Raw genomic sequence first — 19,087 nt, forward strand, 5'->3', positions numbered from 1 at the left:
ATGAGCGACGCGGACAAGGCCGTCACGCACGAGCTGACCGTCCAGCGACTCGCCGGGGAAATGTTCCGCGAGGCCGCGTGGGCCGCGCTCGGCACGTTTGTCCTCGGTGTCGTCGTGTCAACTGTGATCTGGGGGACCGCTGGTCTCTTCGGATCATTGATCGGTGGTGCGATCGCCATCGGTTCGAGCCTTGCCACGTTGTTGTTGATGCGCAAGACGGCGGCGCTTGATCCGATGTTCGTCATGGTCGCCGCACTCGGCGGATTCATGGGCAAGCTGATCGTGTTGCTACTGGCGGTGATCCTGCTGCGCAACCAGCAGTGGCTTGAACCCAAGGCACTCGGAATCACCCTGGTGGCGACGGTGCTCGTGACGTCGTTCCTGGAGGCAAGAGCCTCCAAGCGCAGCCGTAGTCAGATGGTGGTCCCCGCCTCCGAAGGCGCCTAGACCTGCTGATATGGTCCGCGCAGACCAGGGACACCCGATAGCAGGGGTGCCTCTGGTAGTCGCTTGCGAACCGTAAGGTACGTTAAGTCCAGATCGTGACGATTCCCCCGGCGGAGTGAACGCCGGCCGGGAGAACCGGAAGGAACACAGTGACCAAGTTGCTGGCTTCGGGGAGTGAGTTCGTCGCTCCAGGCGTGAAGGACTTCTTCCTCCCGCCGATCTTCGGCTCGGTCACGAAGCCGATGGTCCTGCTGGTGCTGTCGATCGTGATCATCGGGGTCTTCTTCATTGTGGCGACCCGCAACCTCAAGGTCGTTCCCGGGAAGTTCCAGTTCGCCGCCGAGTCGGTTTACGACTTCGGGCGCAACAACATCGCCCGGGAGCAGATCGGCGCGAAGGACTTCAAGCCCTTCGTCCCGCTGATCCTCACCATCTTCTGCTTCGTCCTCGTGAACAACCTGTTCGGGCTCATCCCGATCGTGCAGTTCCCGACGATGTCGCACATCGGCTTCCCGCTCGCCGTTTCGTTGCTCGTCGTTTACCCGGTGTACCACTTCGTCGGGTTCAAGCGGCACGGCTTCGTGGGCTACTTGAAGCACCAGACGATGCCTCCGGGCGCGCCGTGGTTCGTTCTCCCGCTGCTGATTCCGATCGAGTTCATCCAGAAGTTCATCCTGAACCCGATCACGCTGGCGGTCCGAGTTTTCGCGGCCATGTTCGCGGGTCACCTGCTGCTGCTGGTTTTCACCCTGGCCGGTGAGTTCCTGCTGCTCAATGGCGGGCTGACCGTCATCGTGGCGCCGGTGTCCTTCGCCTTCGCCATCGCGCTGACCTTCCTGGAGGCACTGATCATGTGCCTGCAGGCCTACATCTTCGCGCTGCTGTCTGCCAGCTACATCGGCATGGCGCTGGCAGAAGAGCACTGAGTAACAGCACAAAGCCTCCGATCCGCGAACACTCGCGGGCCGAGTTGGAAAGGGAACAGCAACAGTGAGCGCTCTCCAGATCGCCCAGGCCTTCGACGGAAACATCAACCCGGGTCTTGCGGCCATCGGTTACGGCCTCGCCGCGATCGGCCCCGGCATCGGTGTCGGCCTGATCTTCTCCTCGGTCATCAGCGGCACCGCCCGCCAGCCCGAGGCCCGCGGCGTGCTGCTCGGCCTCGCGTGGACCACCTTCGCCATCGTCGAGGTCCTCGCGCTGATCGGCTTCGTCGTTTACTTCATCGCGACCGCCGCGGCCTAACCCTTCAACGCGTTAGGAGACGTCGTGTACGACACCCTGATCCTGGCTGCGGGGGACGAGGTCAATCCCGTCATCCCGCATCCGGCAGAGATCATCCTCGGTCTCGTCGCGTTCTTGCTCCTGCTCTTCGTCGTCAAGAAGTTCGTGTCGCCGCGCTTCGAGGCGCTGTACGCGGAGCGGACGGCCAAGATCGAGGGTGGCATCGAGAAGGCGGAGCAGGCTCAGGCCGAGGCTCAGCGCACTCTTGAGCAGTACAAGGAGCAGCTGGCCGAGGCTCGCGCCGAGGCCGCGCGCATCCGCGACGACGCTCGGGCCGAGGGCCTGCAGATCGTCGAGGAGCTGCGTGAGCAGGCGCAGGCCGAGTCCTCGCGCATCATCGCGCAGGGCCAGCACCAGCTGGACGCTCAGCGCGCCCAGATCGTCGCGGAGCTGCGTGCCGACCTCGGTCGCACCGCTGTCGAGCTGGCGAGCAAGGTCGTGGGCGAGTCCCTCGAGGACGACACCCGCCGCCGTGGCACCGTCGACCGCTTCCTCAACGAGCTGGACGCCGTCGCGGCGCCCGCGAGCAAGTAGAGGCTGCCGATGACGTTGCATGCCGCAAGTCGTGAAGCTCTGGCAGCCGCGGAACTGCGGCTGCTGGAGCTGGCCGACGCCACCACGTCGACGGACGACCTCGCCAAGCTCGGCGAGGAGCTCTTCGCCGTGCTCGGCCTGCTGGTCGGACAGCGGTCGCTGCGCGGCGCGCTCGCCGACGCCTCGTCCGAGGCCGCTGGTCGTGAGCAGCTGCTCAACGGCCTGTTCGCGGGCAAGGTGAGCGACGCGACGCTGCAGGTGCTGGTCGCTGTCGTGACCGCGCGCTGGTCCAGCCCGCGCGAGCTCGTCGACGGTGTCGAGTCGCTCGCCCGCACCACGCTGCTGGTGCGTGCCGAGCGCGACGGTCAGCTCGACTCGACCGAGGACGAGCTGTTCCGGCTCGGCCGCATCGTTGCTGGTTCGAACGAGCTCGAGCTGCTGCTGGCGGACCCCGCCGGTGACGCCTCCGGCAAGGTCGTGCTGGTCGACTCCCTGATCGAGGGAAAGGTCAGCCCGGTCACCAAGACGCTGGTGGACCAGCTGGTCCGCAACCCGCGTGGGGTGCGTGTGGCGGACGGGCTCTCCGAGCTCGCCGACCTGGCGGCCAAGCGCCGTCAGCGTTCCGTCGCGCACGTCCGGTCCGCGGTGGCGCTGACCGCCGAGCAGGTCGACCGCTTGACCGCGACGCTGACCACGATCTACTCGCGCCCGATCGCGCTGCACGTGGAGGTCGACCCCGCACTGGGCGGCGGCCTCACGATCAAGATCGGCGACGAGATCATCGACGGAAGCATCGCCGGCCGGTTGGCGGCACTGCGCCGCAATCTCGCCAGCTAGCCCCCGAGCCCTTTCCCAAGAACGAAGAAGTGAGAGCAGGAACGACATGGCGGAGCTGACGATCTCGTCGGACGAGATCCGCAGTGCGATCGAGAAGTACGTCTCGAGCTACTCCCCGGAGGTCTCCCGGGAAGAGGTCGGTACCGTCTCCGAGACCTACGACGGCATCGCCATCGTCGAGGGCCTTCCGGGCACGATGACCAACGAGTTGCTCGAGTTCCCCGGCGGCGTCCTCGGCGTCGCGCTGAACCTCGAGGTCCGCAACATCGGTGCGGTCATCCTCGGTGACTTCGACAAGATCGAAGAGGGCCAGGAGGTCCGCCGGACGGGCAAGGTCCTGTCCGTGCCGGTCGGCGACGGCTTCCTCGGTCGCGTCGTCAACCCGCTGGGCACGCCGATCGACGGCCTCGGTGACATCGTCGCGGACGACACCCGCGCCCTGGAGCTGCAGGCGGCGTCCGTGCTGCAGCGTCAGCCGGTGTCGGAGCCGATGCAGACCGGCATCAAGGCCATCGACGCGATGACCCCGATCGGCCGCGGTCAGCGTCAGCTGATCATCGGCGACCGCAAGACCGGCAAGACCGCGGTCTGCATCGACACGATCATCAACCAGAAGAAGGCCTGGGAGTCGGGCGACCCGAAGCAGCAGGTCCGCTGCGTCTACGTCGCCATCGGCCAGAAGGGCTCCACCATCGCGGGCGTCAAGGCCGCGCTGGAGGAGGCGGGCGCACTCGAGTACACGACGATCGTCGCCGCCCCCGCTTCTGACTCGGCCGGCTTCAAGTGGCTGGCGCCGTACACCGGCTCCGCCATCGGCCAGCACTGGATGTACCAGGGCAAGCACGTCCTGATCATCTTCGACGACCTGACCAAGCAGGCGGAGGCGTACCGCGCCATCTCGCTGCTGCTGCGCCGCCCGCCGGGCCGTGAGGCCTACCCCGGCGACGTCTTCTACTTGCACTCGCGTCTCCTCGAGCGTTGCGCGAAGCTGTCGGACGAGCTCGGCGGCGGTTCGATGACGGGTCTCCCGATCATCGAGACCAAGGCGAACGACGTGTCGGCGTACATCCCGACCAACGTCATCTCGATCACCGACGGTCAGTGCTTCCTCGAGTCCGACCTGTTCAACGCCGGTGTGCGTCCGGCCGTCAACGTGGGTATCTCCGTTTCCCGCGTCGGTGGTGCCGCGCAGATCAAGGCGATGAAGGACGTCGCGGGCTCGCTGCGTCTCGACCTGTCGCAGTTCCGCGAGCTGGAGGCCTTCTCCGCGTTCGCGTCCGACCTCGACGCCGCGTCGCGCGCCCAGCTGGACCGCGGTGCCCGTCTGGTCGAGCTGCTCAAGCAGGGCCAGTACTCCCCGGTGCCCGTCGAGGAGCAGGTCGTCGAGATCTTCGCGGCGACCAAGGGTCACCTGGACGACGTCCCCGTCGCCGACATCCGTCGCTTCGTGGCCGACTTCAAGGACTCGCTGCGCCGCAACCACGCGGACCTGCTGAGCTCCATCGTGGAGACCAAGAAGTTCCCCGAGGACTCGCAGAAGCGCGTTGTCACCGCCGTGGCCGAGTTCAAGAAGCAGTTCACCGCTTCGGACGGCACGACGATCGTCAACGAGGCGCCCGAGAAGGCGATGGACGCCGACAAGGTCGCCCAGGAGTCGGTGAAGGTCCACAAGCCCGAGCCCACCAAGAAGTGATCTGAGCCATGGGCGCACAGATTCGGGAGCTCCGCCAGCGGATCCGAACGGTCAACTCGACCAAGAAGATCACGAAGGCGTACGAGCTCATCGCCACGTCTCGCCTCGCCAAGGCGCAGACCAGGGTCGCGGCCTCGCGCCCCTACGCGGACGAGATCACTAACGTGCTCTCCGCGTTGGCCGAGGCCTCGGCGAACCTCGACCACCCGTTGCTGACGGAACGCAAGAACCCGAAGCGCGCCGCTGTCCTCGTCGTCACCAGCGACAAGGGCATGTGCGGTGGTTACAACTCCAACGTTCTCAAGGCCGCCGAGCAGCTGATCGAGCTGCTCAAGTCCGAGGGCAAGGAGCCGGTCCTGTACGCGACCGGCCGCAAGGCCATCGGGTTCTACAACTTCCGCCGCCGCGCGGTCACCGCGTCGTGGAGCGGGTTCTCCCAGACCCCGCACTACGTCAACGCCGTCGAGGCGGGTGACGCGCTGGTGGAGGCGTTCCTGGAGGGCACGGAGAACGGTGCACAGGGCGTGGACGAGATCCACGTCGTGTACACGGAGTTCAAGTCCATGCTGAGCCAGACGCCGACCGCCAGGCGGATCGCGCCGATGGACGTCGAGTACACCGGTGAGACCCCCAAGGGCCCGCGCGCGGTGTACGACTTCGAGCCCAGTGCGGAAGCGCTGCTCGGAGCGATGCTGCCCAAGTACGTGAAGACGCGGCTGTTCTCCGCCATGCTGGAGGCGGCGGCTTCGGAGTCGGCAGCTCGTCGTACGGCCATGAAGGCGGCGACGGACAACGCGACGGAGCTCGTGCGCAACCTCAGCCGGGCGGCGAACTCGGCCCGTCAGGCCCAGATCACCCAGGAGATCAGCGAGATCGTCGGTGGCGCCTCCGCGCTTACCGGTGGCGCAGGAAGTGATGAGTGACATGAGTGCTACTGCCACCACCACCCGCACCGGCCGTGTGGTCCGGGTGATCGGTGCGGTCGTCGACGTGGAGTTCCCGCGCGACGCCGTGCCGGAGCTGTTCAACGCTTGCCACGCCGAGATCACCTTCGAGGCGGTCGCCAAGACGCTGACCCTCGAGGTCGCGCAGCACCTCGGCGACAACCTGGTCCGCACCATCTCGATGCAGCCGACCGACGGTCTGGTGCGCGGTGCGACCGTGACCGACACCGGCAAGGCCATCTCGGTCCCCGTCGGCGACGTCGTCAAGGGCCACGTCTTCAACGCCCTCGGTGACTGCCTCGACGTCCCCGGCCTCGGCCGTGACGGCGAGCAGTGGGGCATCCACCGCAAGGCGCCCGCCTTCGACCAGCTCGAGGGCAAGACCGAGATCCTCGAGACCGGCATCAAGGTCATCGACCTGCTCACCCCGTACGTCAAGGGCGGCAAGATCGGCCTGTTCGGCGGCGCGGGTGTCGGCAAGACGGTGCTCATCCAGGAGATGATCACCCGTATCGCGCGTGAGTTCTCCGGTACGTCGGTGTTCGCCGGCGTCGGTGAGCGCACCCGTGAGGGCACCGACCTGCTGCTCGAGATGGAAGAGATGGGTGTTCTCGCGGACACCGCTCTCGTCTTCGGTCAGATGGACGAGCCGCCCGGCACGCGTATGCGCGTCGCGCTGTCCGCTCTCACGATGGCGGAGTACTTCCGCGACGTGCAGAACCAGGACGTGCTGCTCTTCATCGACAACATCTTCCGGTTCACCCAGGCCGGTTCCGAGGTGTCGACCCTGCTGGGCCGCATGCCTTCGGCCGTGGGTTACCAGCCGACGCTGGCCGACGAGATGGGTGAGCTCCAGGAGCGCATCACCTCGACGCGCGGCCGGTCGATCACGTCGCTGCAGGCCATCTACGTGCCCGCGGACGACTACACCGACCCCGCCCCGGCGACGACCTTCGCCCACCTGGACGCGACGACGGAGCTTTCCCGTCCGATCTCCCAGAAGGGCATCTACCCGGCCGTCGACCCGCTGTCGTCGTCGTCTCGAATCCTCGAGCCGTCGATCGTCGGCGAGGAGCACTACCGGGTCGCCCAGGAGGTGAAGCGAATCCTGCAGAAGTACAAGGAGCTGCAGGACATCATCGCCATCCTCGGTATGGACGAGCTCTCCGAGGAGGACAAGGTCCTCGTCGGTCGCGCCCGTCGTCTCGAGCGCTTCCTCGGCCAGAACTTCATCGTGGCCGAGAAGTTCACCGGTCAGCCCGGCTCCTTCGTGCCCATCAAGGACACGATCGAGGCGTTCGACCGCGTGTGCAAGGGCGAGTTCGACCACTACCCGGAGCAGGCGTTCTTCTCCTGCGGCGGGCTGGACGACGTCGAGGCCAACGCCAAGAAGCTTGCCGGTAACTGAGGCTCGCTGACTTCCGAAGGGCCGTCCCTCCATTGTGGAGGGGCGGCCCTTCGTCATGTCCGGAGCACATGACGTTTCCGGTGGATGGAAATCGCACTCCCGGCGCAGGGCCCTGACGTCGCACGATGCTCGGCATCACCAGGCCTCAGCGAGGAGGAAGTGCGCGTGAACAAATGGGTGTTGCCGCTGTGCTGGACCGCTGTCCTGCTCGACGGCTTTGACCTCGTGGTGCTCGGCACGGTGATTCCCTCGCTGTTGCAGGAGAAGCTGCTCACGACGGCGAGCGCCAGCGCGGTGTCCACCGCCGGGCTGGTCGGGATGATGCTGGGCGCGCTGATCATCGGAACCATCACCGACGTCATCGGGCGGCGCAAGGTGATGATCTACGCCGTGGCCGGGTTCTCCGTGTTCACGCTGGCCTGTGCGTTCGCGCCGGACGCGACGACGTTCGGGATCCTGCGGTTCCTCGCCGGGCTGGGGCTCGGCGGATGTCTGCCCACGGCCATCGCGCTGGTCAACGAGGCCCGGCCGCAGCAGGGCGGGCGGGCCACCACGCTGATCATGACCGGCTATCACGTCGGTGCGGTCATCACGGCGCTGCTGGGGATCGTGCTGATCCCGCAACTCGGCTGGCGGTCCCTGTTCGTCGTGGGGGCGCTGCCCGCGCTGGTGCTGATCCCGTTGATGGTCAGGAACCTGCCGGAGACGGTGGCGCGCAGGGCTCCCGCGCTGGAGGCGGTCGGGTCGCTGTTCAAGCCGGGCCTGCGCAAGGCCACGATCGCGTTCTGGGTGGCCTCGTTCATGGGGCTGCTGCTCGTGTACGGGCTCAACACCTGGCTGCCGCAGATCATGCGCAGCGCCGGGTACGAACTCGGAACGGCGCTCGCGCTGTTGCTGACGCTCAACATCGGTGCGGTGATTGGACTTCTGGTCGCCGGCGCGGTGGCGGACCGGATCGGGATCAGGCCCGCGGCCATCGGGTGGTTCGCGGCGGCGGTGGTGTTCCTGGCGTTGCTGAGCATCAAGCTGCCCGGCTTCGGGGTGTACGTCGCCGTGCTTCTCGCCGGGTTCTTCGTGTTCAGCGCGCAGGTGCTCGTTTATGCCTACGCGGGGCGGGTTTACGAGGAGAACCGGGCCACCGGCATCGGGTGGGCCGCGGGCGTTGGGCGCTTGGGCGCCATCAGTGGGCCGCTGTTGGGCGGCGCGTTGCTCACGGCTGGTTTGGCGCACCCGTGGGGCTTCTACGCGTTCGCGTTCGTTGCTGCGTTGGGCGCAACGGCCGTTGGTGCGATTGGGCTGAAGGCGAAATCGGTCGTGGCGCAGCCCGGCTGATGGCAAGGTCAGGTGCATGGCCCGACATGCCCCGTACGACGATCCGGGAGACCCGGATCTGCGCTCGCCCTGGCGGTACCTGTGGTGGCTGGTGCTCGCTCAGCGCGGGCGGGTGCTCGCCGGGGCGTGGTGGGGCACGTTGTCGATGTGCGGGCTGATCCTGCCGCCTTACCTGATCTCTCAGGCCATTGAGGACGGTCTGCGAGGTGGAGACCGCGTCGCGCTGGTGTGGTGGTGCGCCGCCCTGCTCGCGGTGGCGGCCACGCTGGCCTTGATCTTCATCGGCCGGCATCGCACGATGACGCTGGTGCGGACCGACGCCTCGTTGCGCACGGCGCAGCTCGTCGTCCGGCACGTGACGCGTCTCGGTGGTGTGGTGCGGCGCAAGCTGTCCACCGGGGAGCTGACGTACCTGCAGAACGGGGACACGGCACGGATCGCGCACGCCCTGACCAGTACCGGGCCCGGAGTGGGGGCGGTGGTCGCGTACGTCGCCACGGCCGTGTTGCTGGTGCGGATCTCACCGCTGGTCGCGGTCGTCGTCCTGCTCGGCGTGCCGGTGCTCGCTGTGATCACCGGGCCCGTCCTGCATCGGCTGCACGCCGTGGAGGCCGGGTATCGGCAGCGGCAGGGGGAGCTGAGCTCACAGGCGGGCGACATCGTGGGCGGCCTGCGGGTGCTGTCGGGGATCGGTGGGAAGCCGGCGTTCGAGGCGCGGTTCCGGGCCACGTCCACAGAGGTCCTCGGCGACGGGTACCGGGTGTCGGCGTGGCTGAGCTGGGTGCAGGCGCTGACGTGGGGGCTGCCGGCGTTGTTCCTCGCCGTGGTCACGTGGATCGTGGCGCGGATGGTGGTGAGCGGAGCCATCTCGGTCGAGGAGATGGTCGCGGTGTACCTGTACGTCACCACGCTCACCGTGCCGGTCAGCTTCTTCCTGGAGGGGGCGGACGCGATTCCCCGAGCGCTGGTGTCGGCGGGGAGGGTCGTGGACGTGCTCCGGTTGAGGCCGGAGGAGAAGGACGACGGTGCTGAGCAGCTGGACGTGAAGACCGGCGCGTTGACCGTGGTCGTCTCGGCGAACGCGACGCTGGCCAGGGAGGCTGTCGAACGGCTGCCCGCGGTGGTGGCGGACAACGACGACTACCTGTTCGCGGGAACGGTGCGCGAGGCGGTGTCGGTGGGGGAGCACGGTGATCACGAGCTCGACGCGGCGTTGCACGCGGCGGCCGCGATGGACGTTGTGGAGGCGTTGCCGGACGGGCTCGACTCGCACCTGGAGTCGCAGGGGCGCAACGTGTCCGGCGGCCAGCGGCAACGCCTGCGGCTCGTGCGGGCGTTGCTGAGCGAACCGGAACTGCTCGTGCTGGTGGAGCCGACGTCCGCGCTCGACGCCGTGACCGAGGCCGTGGTGGCGAAGAGGGTGCGGGAGAGGCGCTCGGGACGGACCACGGTCGTCGTGTCGTCGTCACCGTTGTGGGCGGGGCAGGCGGATCAGGTCGTGCACCTGGAGGAGAGCCGATGACGAGGCTGCCCATCGCGGACCGTCGCGAGGTGCGGCGGGCGGCCGTGCGGTTGCTGCGGGGTGAACGGCCCGCGCTGGCCGTGGTGCTGGTGCTCACCGCGCTCTCGGCGCTGGCGGGGCTCGTCGGGCCGTACCTGCTCGGCAAGATCGTCGGCGGGGTGGAGGAAGGGTCCCTGACGCTGTCCACTGTGGACGGCCTCGCGCTGGGGGTGCTCGGCGCGGCCGTGGTGCACCTGTTGCTGGTGCGGTACAGCGCTTTGCTGACGGCCAGGCTCGGTGAGCGGTTTCTGGCCTCGTTGCGCGAGGAGGCGGTGACGCGCACGCTGGCGTTGCCCGCGCGGGTGGTGGACCGGCTGAGCACCGGTGATCTGCTCACGCGCGTGACGAGTGACGTCGGCACGGTCGGGCAGGCGTTGCGGGACAGCGTGCCCGAGGTGCTCGCGGGCGCGACGCACCTCCTGGTCGTGTTCGTCGCGGTGTTCTGGCTGGACCCGGTGCTCGGCCTCGTCTCGCTGGCAGGAATGCCGTTCGTGGTGTGGGTGGTGCGCTGGTACCTGGTCCGTGCGCGCGACGCGTACCTCGCGGAGAGCGAGGCCAATGGGGACGTCGCGGAGATGTCCGCGGCGGTCGGCGAGGGCAGCCGGACGATCGAGACGTACGGGCTGCGTGATCGGATGGTGGCGGCCGCGGACGGCATCGTCGCGCGCTCGTACCGGGCACGGCTGAGAACTCTCCGGCTGAGGAACGTGCTGTTCCCGGTGACCACCTTCGTGAACATGCTGCCGACCGCGCTGGTGCTTGTCGCCGGGGGTTTCCTCTACGCGGCCGACGGCATGCGGATCGAGGTCGTCATCACGGCGGTGCTGTGGGTGTGGCGGCTGGTCGAGCCGATGGACCGCATTCTGTTCTGGGTGGAGTTCCTGCAGCGCGGTGGCGCGTCGTTCGCACGCATCGAGGGGATCGGGGCTCACGTCGAATCGCCTGCGTCCGTCAGGGAACCGGACGGCGATCGCATCGAGGTGAGCGGTGTCCGTTACTCCTATGTGGACGGCCACGAGGTGTTGCACGGCGTCGATCTCGTGGTGCAGCCCGGAGAACGGCTGGCGATCGTCGGCGTCTCCGGTGCGGGCAAGTCGACGCTGGGCAGGTTGATCGCGGGGGTGGACCGGCCGGCCGAGGGCTCGGTGCTCGTCGGCGGAGTGCCCGTCGCGGATCTCGCGGCGGCCGGTGAGCAGCGGATCGTGCTGGTGACGCAGGAACATCACGTGTTCATCGGCACGGTCAGGGAGAACCTCGCGATGGCGGCTCCGGACGCGCCGGACGAACGGCTGCTCGAAGCGTTGCGCACCGTGGGCGCGCACTGGTTCGAAGAGTTACCGGAAGGCCTCGACACGGTTCTGGGCGCGGGCGGGGTGGAACTGGATCCGGCGCAGGCACAACAACTCGCGCTCGCACGGGTCGAGGTCGCTGATCCGCACACGCTCGTGCTGGACGAGGCGACGTCCTCGCTCGACCCGGCCACGGCCCGGCATGCGGAGCGCGCGATCGCGGCCGTGCGGGAGAGCCGCACGGTGATCGCGATCGCGCACCGGCTGCAGACCGCGCGCGACGCCGACCGGATCGCGGTCGTCGACGCGGGTCGGGTCGTGGAGTTGGGCTCGCACGACGATCTGGTCGCCAGGGACGGCACCTACGCGACGCTCTGGCGTTCGTGGCACGGCACCTAGGGGAGCTGGACCACCTTGGGAACGCCCTGCTGGCGCACGGTGACCTCCTTGGTGCCGCTGGGCGCCAGCCAGGCGTGGTCGCGTTCCTGCGGACCGATGACGGCGTTGAAGTCGGCGACGATCGTGCCCTGGCCGTCGGGGAGAGGCAGCACCGCTGGCTCGCCCTTGACCGCCTTGCCGCCGAGCACAGGCGCGCTGAACGTGCCGTCCGGCTGGTAGAGCGCGCCGTACAGGTCGCCGTACGACTCGAACATCAGGGCGTAGCGGCCGTCAGGCAGCCACGCGCAGACGCTCCAGTCGCTGGTCGCCTCCCAGCTGACGACGTAGTCGAGCAGCGCACGCTTCTGCAGTTCTCGCTGCGCCGTGGTCACGTCCATTCCTGGCCACGCGCCCTTCTGCTCCGGAAAGTCCGTGGCGCAGAACCGCCCGTTCCAGCCGAGGCCGGGATGGGGCACGAACTGCTGGTCCGGCTTCAGGTCGCCGGTGATGATCGCGGCCTGGGTGAAGTCGTCGGGCTGGGGCACGGAGTCGCCGCGCACGAACACAGGCCGTTCGTCGATCGGGGCGACGGTGAAGACCACGCCGTCCTCGTCGTGGGGCGCGGAGGCCCAGGTGCGGGCCAGGCGGTGGTCGGGGCCGCGCTTCGGATTCTGCGACCAGGACACCGTCTTGCCGAGGGTCAGCACCACGTACTGGTCGCCGACGGGGCCGAAGCGGTAGAGCCCGGCCTCGCGGTCCCGCGCCTCCGAGAGCACGACCTCGCGGTCCACCACTTTGCCGTCGGCCACGAGGCCGACGAGCGTCGCGGGGTGCTCGGAGGTCCGCACCCGCACCTCCTGCGCGACCAGGGCCGCGGGACCGGTCGGCGTCTGCCCGGTCCAGAACACGTTCGGCTTCGATGAGACTTCGGTCACGGGCTCGTCCCGCTTCCACGGCTCGTCCTTCTGCGCCTCACTCCACAGGTGCGACGCGGTCGCGATGAACTCGGCGTCGCCGGCGAGCGGCCCGGTCGTCGCCGCGGTCAGCCGCGGATCTGCCGGTAGTTCTGCCGACCGCATCAGCACGGCTCCCGTCGTCACGCCCGCGAGCAGCGCCACCGCCGCGGTCACCGTCACGAGCTTGCGCGTGTGCCTTCGTCGTCCCCCGGCCATCACGTCCCCCACGAATCCCGGCCGCACGTCCAGTTCCGAGGTCGCGGCCTCCATTGCCTGCTTCAGTTCCACGTCAGCACCTGCTCACCCATCAGTTCCCGCATGCGGGCGAGGCCGCGCGAGGTCTGGCTCTTGACCGTGCCGAGGCCGCAGCCGAGCGCGCGGGCGGTCTCGGCCTCACTGAGGTCGTCGAAGAACCTCAGCACCAGAACGGCGCGCATCTTCTTCGGCAGTTGCGCCAGCGCACGCACCACGCTGTCCGCGTCCACGACCTGCTGCTCGTGGCCGTGAGCCGTGGGGACCGCCCCCAGTTCCAGCGGTGCCTCCGGCTTGCGCGAACGCCGTCGCCAGCGGTTCGCGGCCGCGTTGGCCAGCGCGGCGCGTGCGTAGGCTTCGGGAGAGGTCCTGATCCGGCGCCACTTGCCGTACATGCTCATGAGGACGTCCTGCAGAATGTCCTCAGCGGCGCCTTTGTCTCCGCCACACAGCAGGTAGGCGGTGCGCAACAGTGCCTGCGAGCGCAACGCCACGAAGTCCTCGAAGTCCTGCATGTCCCCCCTTCGGCGGTCGTCGAAGGTACTGACACCGGGCGGGGCGGCAAGGTTGTCAGGCGACCGTTTAGACTCAGTTCGACTCCAGACGACGAGGGAGATACGCGTGGCCGAGATGACCGTTGAACTGGTCGCCGTTGAACGCCGTTTGTGGTCCGGTAAGGCCACCTCTGTTTCGGCGCAGACCACCGAGGGCGAGATCGGCATCCTGCCCGGTCACGAGCCCGTGCTCGGCCAGTTGGTCGAGGGAGGCGTGGTGCGCGTGCGCACGACCGACGGTGGCCTGGTCACCGCGGCCGTGCACGGTGGCTTCCTGTCCGTGACCGGCACCGGCGTATCGATTCTCGCCGAGGACGCCGAACTGGCGGGCGAGATCGACGTGGACGCGGCGCGCACAGCGCTGCAGGACGCGGACGACGCAGAGCGCGCACGTGCGGCAGCGCGCGTGCGGGCCGTGGAACAGTCGGCCTGAGACCGGGCACGAGGCCGCAGCCGTGGGGATCACCGAGATTGCCGGCCTGATCCTTCTTGGGGTGGCGATCGTCATCGCCTACTTCGCCTGGCGCCGCATCCGGCTGCTGCGTGAGGGTGGCGTGCACGTCGCGCTGCGCAGTCAGTTCGATGATCGCGGGCGTGGCTGGCACTTGGGCGTCGGGCACTACCGGGGCGACAAGTTCGCCTGGTTCCGGGTGTTGTCGCTCGGGTCCGGGCCGAATCAGCTGATCACTCGTGATGGGCTGGAGATCGACGCTCGGCGGGAGCCGACTGGGCCTGAGGCTTACGCCATGCCTGTCGGGGCCACTGTGCTGAGGTGTCGGTCGGTATCTGGTGAGGTTGAGATCGCCATGGGGCCGGATGCGCTCACCGGGTTCTTGTCCTGGCTTGAGTCGGCGCCGCCTGGGCGGTCCATTCCTTGGGCTTCTTGATTTGGCATGACTGAGGGCGCGTTCCTGTGGGGACGCGCCCTTTTTGTTTGCGCGGGTGCGGGTCGGCTTGCGGGCCGTGCGTTCCAGCGGGGTTGGTCGCGTTCCGTGCGAGAGGTCGCCTTGCGAGGGTGCTTGCGCGGGTAGTGACGAAGTGCGGGGTTGCGATTGGGGCTTGACCTTGAGCCTCTAGCTGGGCGCGTAGTCGGCCTCAAAGACCGGGGTGAAGAGCGCCCCGGCCGAGCCCAGACAGGGTGGCACCCAGCCCCTCAAGGTCAAGCCCCAATCGCCATGAGCGGGGTGCACCGCTACCCAGCCCTGAAGGTTCAGACGGCTCGCTTCGCATCGCCACGCCAGGATTCGTACGTGGTTGCCTTGCGAGGGGCCGCTGCCTGTTGGCACCGCGCGGGGCCAGTTGCGTTGTTGCAAGGGGGCCGCGTGGGTCGGGTTGCGGGCGTTCGTCGCGTTCCAGCGTTTGTCAGGCGTTTTCGCCTGGCTGCCAGAGCACGTCGCCGTCCGGGTTCGCCACCCGCGCCAGGATGAACAGCAGGTCCGACAGCCGGTTCAGGTATTTGGCGGTCAGGATGTTCGTGTGTTCCGGGTCGGCCTCGATCAGTGACCACGCTCGGCGTTCTGCTCGGCGGGAGATCGTGCGTGCCTGGTGCAGGAGGGCTGCTCCTGGGGTGCCGCCGTTCAGGATGAACGAGTCGAGTTTGCCCAGGCGTTCGTTGAACGTGTCGCAGTAGCTCTCCAGGCGGTCCACGTAGGCCTGGGTCACGCGGAGTGGGGGGTACTTCGGGTCGGGGACGATTGGAGTGCAGAGGTCCGCTCCGACGTCGAAGAGGTCGTTCTGGACTTTGCGCACCACTTCGAAGACGTCCGGTGCCAGCTGGCCGAGGGCCAGGGCCACGCCCAGGGACGCGTTCGTTTCGTCCACGTCCGCGTAGGCCTCGATGCGTGGTGAGGTCTTCGGGACGCGGGAGAAGTCGCCCAGGCCGGTCGTGCCGTCGTCGCCGACCCGCGTGTAGATCTTGGTGAGATGTACCGCCATGACCGGCACTCTATGGGCGTACGTAGGATTGCCGCGTGAGCGAGCATTTCCGGGTACACGGTGGCGCAAGGCTGGTCGGCGAAGTTGATGTCGTCGGCGCCAAGAACAGCGTGCTCAAGCTGATGGCCGCTGCCCTGCTGGCTGAGGGTACGACGACCATCACCAACTGCCCGGACATCCTCGACGTGCCGCTGATGGCGGACGCGTTGCGCAGTCTTGGGTGCGAGGTCGAGCTCGAAGGTGACGTGGCGAGGATCACGACGCCGCAGGAGCTCAGTCATCGTGCCGATTCCGAGGCGATGGGCAAGCTGCGGGCGTCGATCTGCGTGCTGGGGCCGCTCGTCGGGCGGTGCAAGCGCGCGGTCGTGGCGTTGCCCGGTGGGGACGCGATCGGGTCCCGGCCGTTGGACATGCACCAGAGCGGTCTCGAGAAGCTCGGTGCGCGGACCTGGATCGAGCACGGCTGCATCGTCGCCGAGGCCGAGGGGCTGCACGGCACGCAGATCTGGCTCGACTTCCCGAGCATGGGTGCCACCGAGAACATCCTGATGGCGGCGGTGCTGGCCACCGGGACGACGGTCATCGACAACGCCGCGCGCGAGCCCGAGATCGTCGACCTCTGCCTGATGCTCGTGCAGATGGGCGCGAAGATCGAGGGCGCCGGCACGTCCACGCTCACCGTTCACGGCGTGACCGAGCTCAAGCCGACCGAGCACCGCGTCATCGGCGACCGGATCGTCGGCGCCACGTGGGGGTTCGCCGCCGTCATGACGCGTGGTGACGTGCGGGTGCGTGGCGTGAACCCGCACCACCTCGACCTGGTGCTGGAGAAGCTCCGCATGGCGGGTGCCGAGGTCACCGTCTACGAGGGTGGCGAGGACGAGGGGTTCCGCGTCGTCATGGAAGGGCGGCCCAAGGCCGTCGACTTCGTGACGCTGCCGTACCCCGGCTTCGCCACGGACAACCAGCCGTTCGCGATCGCGCTGTCCACGGTCTCCGAGGGCACCGCGATGATCACCGAGAACCTGTTCGAGTCCCGGTTCCGGTTCATCGACGAGATGATCAGGCTCGGGGCCGACGCGCGCACGGACGGTCACCACGCCGTGATCCGCGGCATCGAGAAGCTGTCGAGTGCCCCGGTGTGGGCATCGGACATTCGCGCTGGTGCGGGGCTCGTTCTCGCCGGTCTGTGCGCGGACGGGGCCACCGAGGTCTACGAGATCTTCCACATCGAGCGCGGTTACCCTGGGTTCGTGGAAAACCTCCGCAAGCTCGGCGCCGACGTGGAACGCGTCAGCTCCTGAGCACCAGCCGCGCGTTCGCGACGTCCGCCGGGAACACCATCACCCGGTAAGGCGCGTTTCGCGAGCGCGTGGCACGCACCCCGTTCCTCTTCAGCTTCTGCACGAGGACGATCGCCGCCTCTTCGGTGGGCACGACCGCCACCTCGTTCAGCAACCCGAAGTCCGTGCCGTCCAGATCCGGTACGGGCCGCTTGTCGTTGCCCGCGAAGTACCTCAGTACCAGCGCCAGCAAGCCGAGAACGCCGAAGACGACCGCAGTCTGGTAGAAGCCCGTCACCTCTTCATCATGCTCCCAGTGGTCACGATTCAGTGAGCAATCGCACGCGCAGCAATGGTTACCGGCCAGTACGCTCCGGGGAACGACGATGTGGGAGGTTGCTGTGCCGTACCCCGCTGACCGGGAGCGCGACCGCCCTTGGGTGATGCGCACGTACGCGGGCCACTCCTCGGCCGCGGCTTCCAACGCGCTCTACCGCCGGAACCTGTCCAAGGGGCAGACCGGACTCTCCGTGGCGTTCGACCTGCCGACGCAGACCGGCTACGACCCCGACGACGAGCTCGCGAAGGGCGAGGTCGGCAAGGTCGGCGTGCCCATCAGCCACATCGGCGACATGCGGCAGCTCTTCGACCAGATCCCGCTCGCCGGCGCCAACACGTCGATGACGATCAACGCGACGGCCATGTGGCTGCTCGCCATGTACGTCACCGTGGCCGAGGAGCAGGGCGCGGACCCGTCGGCGCTCGCCGGCACCACGCAGAACGACATCATCAAGGAGTACCTGTCCCGCGGCACGTACGTGTTCCCGCCGGGGCCGTCGCTGCGGCTGATCACCGACATGGTCGCGTGGACCGTGTCGAACGTGCCGAAGTGGAACCCGATCAACATCTGCAGCTACCACCTCCAGGAGGTCGGCGCGACGCCGGCGCAGGAGGTCGCGTACGCGATGTGCACGGCGATCGCCGTCCTGGACTCGGTGCGCGACTCCGGTCAGGTGCCGCAGGAGAAGTTCGGTGAGGTCGTCGCCCGCATCTCCTTCTTCGTGAACGCCGGTGTGCGGTTCATCGAGGAGATGTGCAAGATGCGCGCGTTCGCCCAGCTGTGGGACGAGATCACGCTGGAGCGCTACGGCGTCGAGAACCCGAAGCACCGCCGGTTCCGCTACGGAGTGCAGGTGAACTCGCTGGGGTTGACCGAAGCCCAGCCCGAGAACAACGTCCAGCGCATCGTGCTGGAGATGCTCGCGGTCTCGTTGTCCCGCAACGCCCGTGCGCGCGCGATCCAGCTCCCGGCGTGGAACGAGGCCCTCGGCCTGCCGCGCCCGTGGGACCAGCAGTGGGCGTTGCGCATGCAGCAGGTGCTCGCCTACGAGACGGATCTGCTGGAGTACGACGACATCTTCGACGGCTCGCCGGTCATCGAGGCGAAGGTGAACGAGATCCTCGCCGGTGCCCGTGAGGAGATCGACCGCGTGCAGGCGATGGGCGGCGCCGTCGCGGCCGTCGAGTCCGGCTACATGAAGTCGAACCTGGTGTCCTCACTGGCGGATCGCCGCCGCCGCGTCGAGGCGGGCGAGGACATCGTGGTCGGCGTCAACAAGTTCGACACGACCGAGCCGTCGCCGCTGCAGGCCGAGGGCGCGAACTCGATCGAGACCATCGACCCGATCGTCGAACTGCACGCCGTCGAGGCGATCCAGCAGTGGCGGGCAAACCGCGACAACGCTGCGGTAGAAGCATCTTTGGACGCTCTGCGCGAAGCCGCGAAGACCGACCGGAACCTCGTCGAGGTGACGTTGGCCTGTGCGCGCGCCGGAGTCACGACGGGCGAATGGTCGCAGGCATTGCGTGAGACTTTCGGCGAATACCGTGCCCCCACAGGCGTTTCCGGCGCCTCGGCGTCCGGCGAGGCGGGCTCGGAGATCGCCCGCGTGCGTGACCGGGTGCGTTCCACCGGCGAGGAGATCGGCGAGCGTCTGCGCATGCTCGTCGGCAAGCCGGGCCTCGACGGCCACTCCAACGGCGCCGAGCAGGTCGCCGTGCGCGCCCGCGACGTCGGCTTCGAGGTCGTCTACCAGGGCATTCGCCTCACGCCGTCGCAGATCGTCGCCGCGGCCGTGCAGGAGGACGTGCACGTCGTCGGCCTCTCGATCCTGTCCGGCTCGCACCTCGAAGTGGTGCCAGCGGTGGTCGACGGCCTGCGCGCGGCCGGCGCCGGGGACATCCCGGTGATCGTCGGCGGCATCATCCCGCCGGACGACGCCGCCAAGCTGCGCGATCGTGGCGTGGCGCGGGTGTTCACGCCCAAGGACTACGAGCTGACCGAGATCATGGACGAGATCGTCACCGTGATCCGAGAGGTGCGTTCTCTCTCGTAGGGCC

19 protein-coding genes are annotated in these 19,087 nt (G+C 68.1%); 15 read left to right on the plus strand and 4 right to left on the minus strand.

Annotated features, from left to right (window positions below):
• From ACIQF0_RS36410 to ACIQF0_RS36460, 11 genes are all read left to right on the plus strand, one after another.
• Complete coding sequence (locus ACIQF0_RS36410; protein ID WP_093592702.1) at window positions 1-447, plus strand: hypothetical protein; 447 nt, start codon at window positions 1-3, stop codon at window positions 445-447.
• Between the two features lie 149 nt (window positions 448-596).
• A complete protein-coding gene (gene atpB / locus ACIQF0_RS36415; RefSeq protein ID WP_360047850.1) occupies window positions 597-1,373 on the plus strand; it encodes a F0F1 ATP synthase subunit A in 777 nt (258 codons plus the stop codon).
• A 64-nt stretch (window positions 1,374-1,437) separates the two neighbouring features.
• The gene (locus tag ACIQF0_RS36420; RefSeq protein ID WP_093592708.1) at window positions 1,438-1,692 is read left to right on the plus strand and encodes an ATP F0F1 synthase subunit C; all 255 of its coding nucleotides are present in this window, start codon (window positions 1,438-1,440) and stop codon (window positions 1,690-1,692) included.
• Window positions 1,693-1,716: 24 nt separating this feature from the next.
• On the plus strand, window positions 1,717-2,265 hold the full coding sequence (locus ACIQF0_RS36425; protein WP_401037410.1) for a F0F1 ATP synthase subunit B: 549 nt from the start codon (window positions 1,717-1,719) through the stop codon (window positions 2,263-2,265).
• A 3-nt stretch (window positions 2,266-2,268) separates the two neighbouring features.
• On the plus strand, window positions 2,269-3,102 hold the full coding sequence (locus ACIQF0_RS36430) for a F0F1 ATP synthase subunit delta (protein WP_401037554.1): 834 nt from the start codon (window positions 2,269-2,271) through the stop codon (window positions 3,100-3,102).
• Window positions 3,103-3,148: 46 nt separating this feature from the next.
• Complete coding sequence (gene atpA, locus ACIQF0_RS36435; protein WP_401037413.1) at window positions 3,149-4,795, plus strand: F0F1 ATP synthase subunit alpha; 1,647 nt, start codon at window positions 3,149-3,151, stop codon at window positions 4,793-4,795.
• Window positions 4,796-4,803: 8 nt separating this feature from the next.
• Entirely contained in the window at window positions 4,804-5,718 is a 915-nt protein-coding gene (locus ACIQF0_RS36440) for a F0F1 ATP synthase subunit gamma (protein ID WP_360047845.1), read from the plus strand.
• Window positions 5,711-7,147 carry a F0F1 ATP synthase subunit beta gene (atpD, locus tag ACIQF0_RS36445; RefSeq protein ID WP_360047844.1) on the plus strand — a complete coding sequence of 479 codons (1,437 nt, stop codon included), beginning with the start codon at window positions 5,711-5,713 and terminating at the stop codon, window positions 7,145-7,147. Before ACIQF0_RS36440 ends, atpD begins: the two co-directional genes overlap by 8 nt.
• A 165-nt stretch (window positions 7,148-7,312) precedes the next feature.
• Window positions 7,313-8,479 (plus strand): aromatic acid/H+ symport family MFS transporter, encoded by a 1,167-nt coding sequence (locus ACIQF0_RS36450; protein WP_360047843.1) that lies wholly within the window; start codon window positions 7,313-7,315, stop codon window positions 8,477-8,479.
• Window positions 8,480-8,495: 16 nt separating this feature from the next.
• Window positions 8,496-10,001 carry an ABC transporter transmembrane domain-containing protein gene (locus tag ACIQF0_RS36455; protein ID WP_401037417.1) on the plus strand — a complete coding sequence of 502 codons (1,506 nt, stop codon included), beginning with the start codon at window positions 8,496-8,498 and terminating at the stop codon, window positions 9,999-10,001.
• Window positions 9,998-11,728, plus strand: coding sequence for an ABC transporter ATP-binding protein (locus ACIQF0_RS36460; RefSeq protein WP_401037419.1), 1,731 nt, complete (start codon window positions 9,998-10,000; stop codon window positions 11,726-11,728). The genes ACIQF0_RS36455 and ACIQF0_RS36460 overlap by 4 nt, the downstream gene beginning before the upstream one ends.
• Here ACIQF0_RS36460 and ACIQF0_RS36465 read toward each other — a convergent pair.
• Both ACIQF0_RS36465 and ACIQF0_RS36470 read right to left on the minus strand, forming a co-directional pair.
• Window positions 11,725-12,951, minus strand: a complete 1,227-nt coding sequence (locus tag ACIQF0_RS36465; protein WP_401037422.1) for a hypothetical protein — start codon at window positions 12,949-12,951, stop codon at window positions 11,725-11,727. The genes ACIQF0_RS36460 and ACIQF0_RS36465 overlap by 4 nt on opposite strands.
• Window positions 12,942-13,430: a SigE family RNA polymerase sigma factor gene (locus tag ACIQF0_RS36470; RefSeq protein ID WP_360047836.1), complete on the minus strand. Its 489-nt coding sequence runs from the start codon at window positions 13,428-13,430 to the stop codon at window positions 12,942-12,944. The genes ACIQF0_RS36465 and ACIQF0_RS36470 overlap by 10 nt, the downstream gene beginning before the upstream one ends.
• Before the next feature lie 106 nt (window positions 13,431-13,536).
• Here ACIQF0_RS36470 and ACIQF0_RS36475 point away from each other — a divergent pair, with 106 nt between their 5' ends.
• Complete coding sequence (locus ACIQF0_RS36475) at window positions 13,537-13,902, plus strand: F0F1 ATP synthase subunit epsilon (RefSeq protein WP_089921576.1); 366 nt, start codon at window positions 13,537-13,539, stop codon at window positions 13,900-13,902.
• Between the two features lie 22 nt (window positions 13,903-13,924).
• The gene (locus tag ACIQF0_RS36480) at window positions 13,925-14,356 is read left to right on the plus strand and encodes a DUF2550 domain-containing protein (RefSeq protein ID WP_360047835.1); all 432 of its coding nucleotides are present in this window, start codon (window positions 13,925-13,927) and stop codon (window positions 14,354-14,356) included.
• A 475-nt stretch (window positions 14,357-14,831) separates the two neighbouring features.
• Here ACIQF0_RS36480 and ACIQF0_RS36485 read toward each other — a convergent pair whose 3' ends face one another.
• Entirely contained in the window at window positions 14,832-15,404 is a 573-nt protein-coding gene (locus ACIQF0_RS36485) for a cob(I)yrinic acid a,c-diamide adenosyltransferase (protein WP_360047834.1), read from the minus strand.
• 35 nt (window positions 15,405-15,439) lie between these two features.
• On the opposite strand from ACIQF0_RS36485, the gene murA reads away from it, so the two are divergent.
• Complete coding sequence (gene murA / locus ACIQF0_RS36490) at window positions 15,440-16,708, plus strand: UDP-N-acetylglucosamine 1-carboxyvinyltransferase (RefSeq protein WP_330272875.1); 1,269 nt, start codon at window positions 15,440-15,442, stop codon at window positions 16,706-16,708.
• Here murA and ACIQF0_RS36495 read toward each other — a convergent pair.
• Window positions 16,698-16,985 (minus strand): hypothetical protein, encoded by a 288-nt coding sequence (locus ACIQF0_RS36495; protein WP_401037426.1) that lies wholly within the window; start codon window positions 16,983-16,985, stop codon window positions 16,698-16,700. The two genes, murA and ACIQF0_RS36495, sit on opposite strands and share 11 nt — an antisense overlap.
• Window positions 16,986-17,088: 103 nt before the next feature.
• Here ACIQF0_RS36495 and ACIQF0_RS36500 point away from each other — a divergent pair, with 103 nt between their 5' ends.
• A complete protein-coding gene (locus tag ACIQF0_RS36500) occupies window positions 17,089-19,083 on the plus strand; it encodes a protein meaA (protein ID WP_360047832.1) in 1,995 nt (664 codons plus the stop codon).
• The last annotated feature ends 4 nt before the right edge of the window (window positions 19,084-19,087 follow it).

The sequence above is a fragment of the Lentzea sp. NPDC092896 genome, from assembly GCF_044754905.1.
Taxonomy (GTDB): Bacteria; Actinomycetota; Actinomycetes; order Mycobacteriales; family Pseudonocardiaceae; genus Lentzea.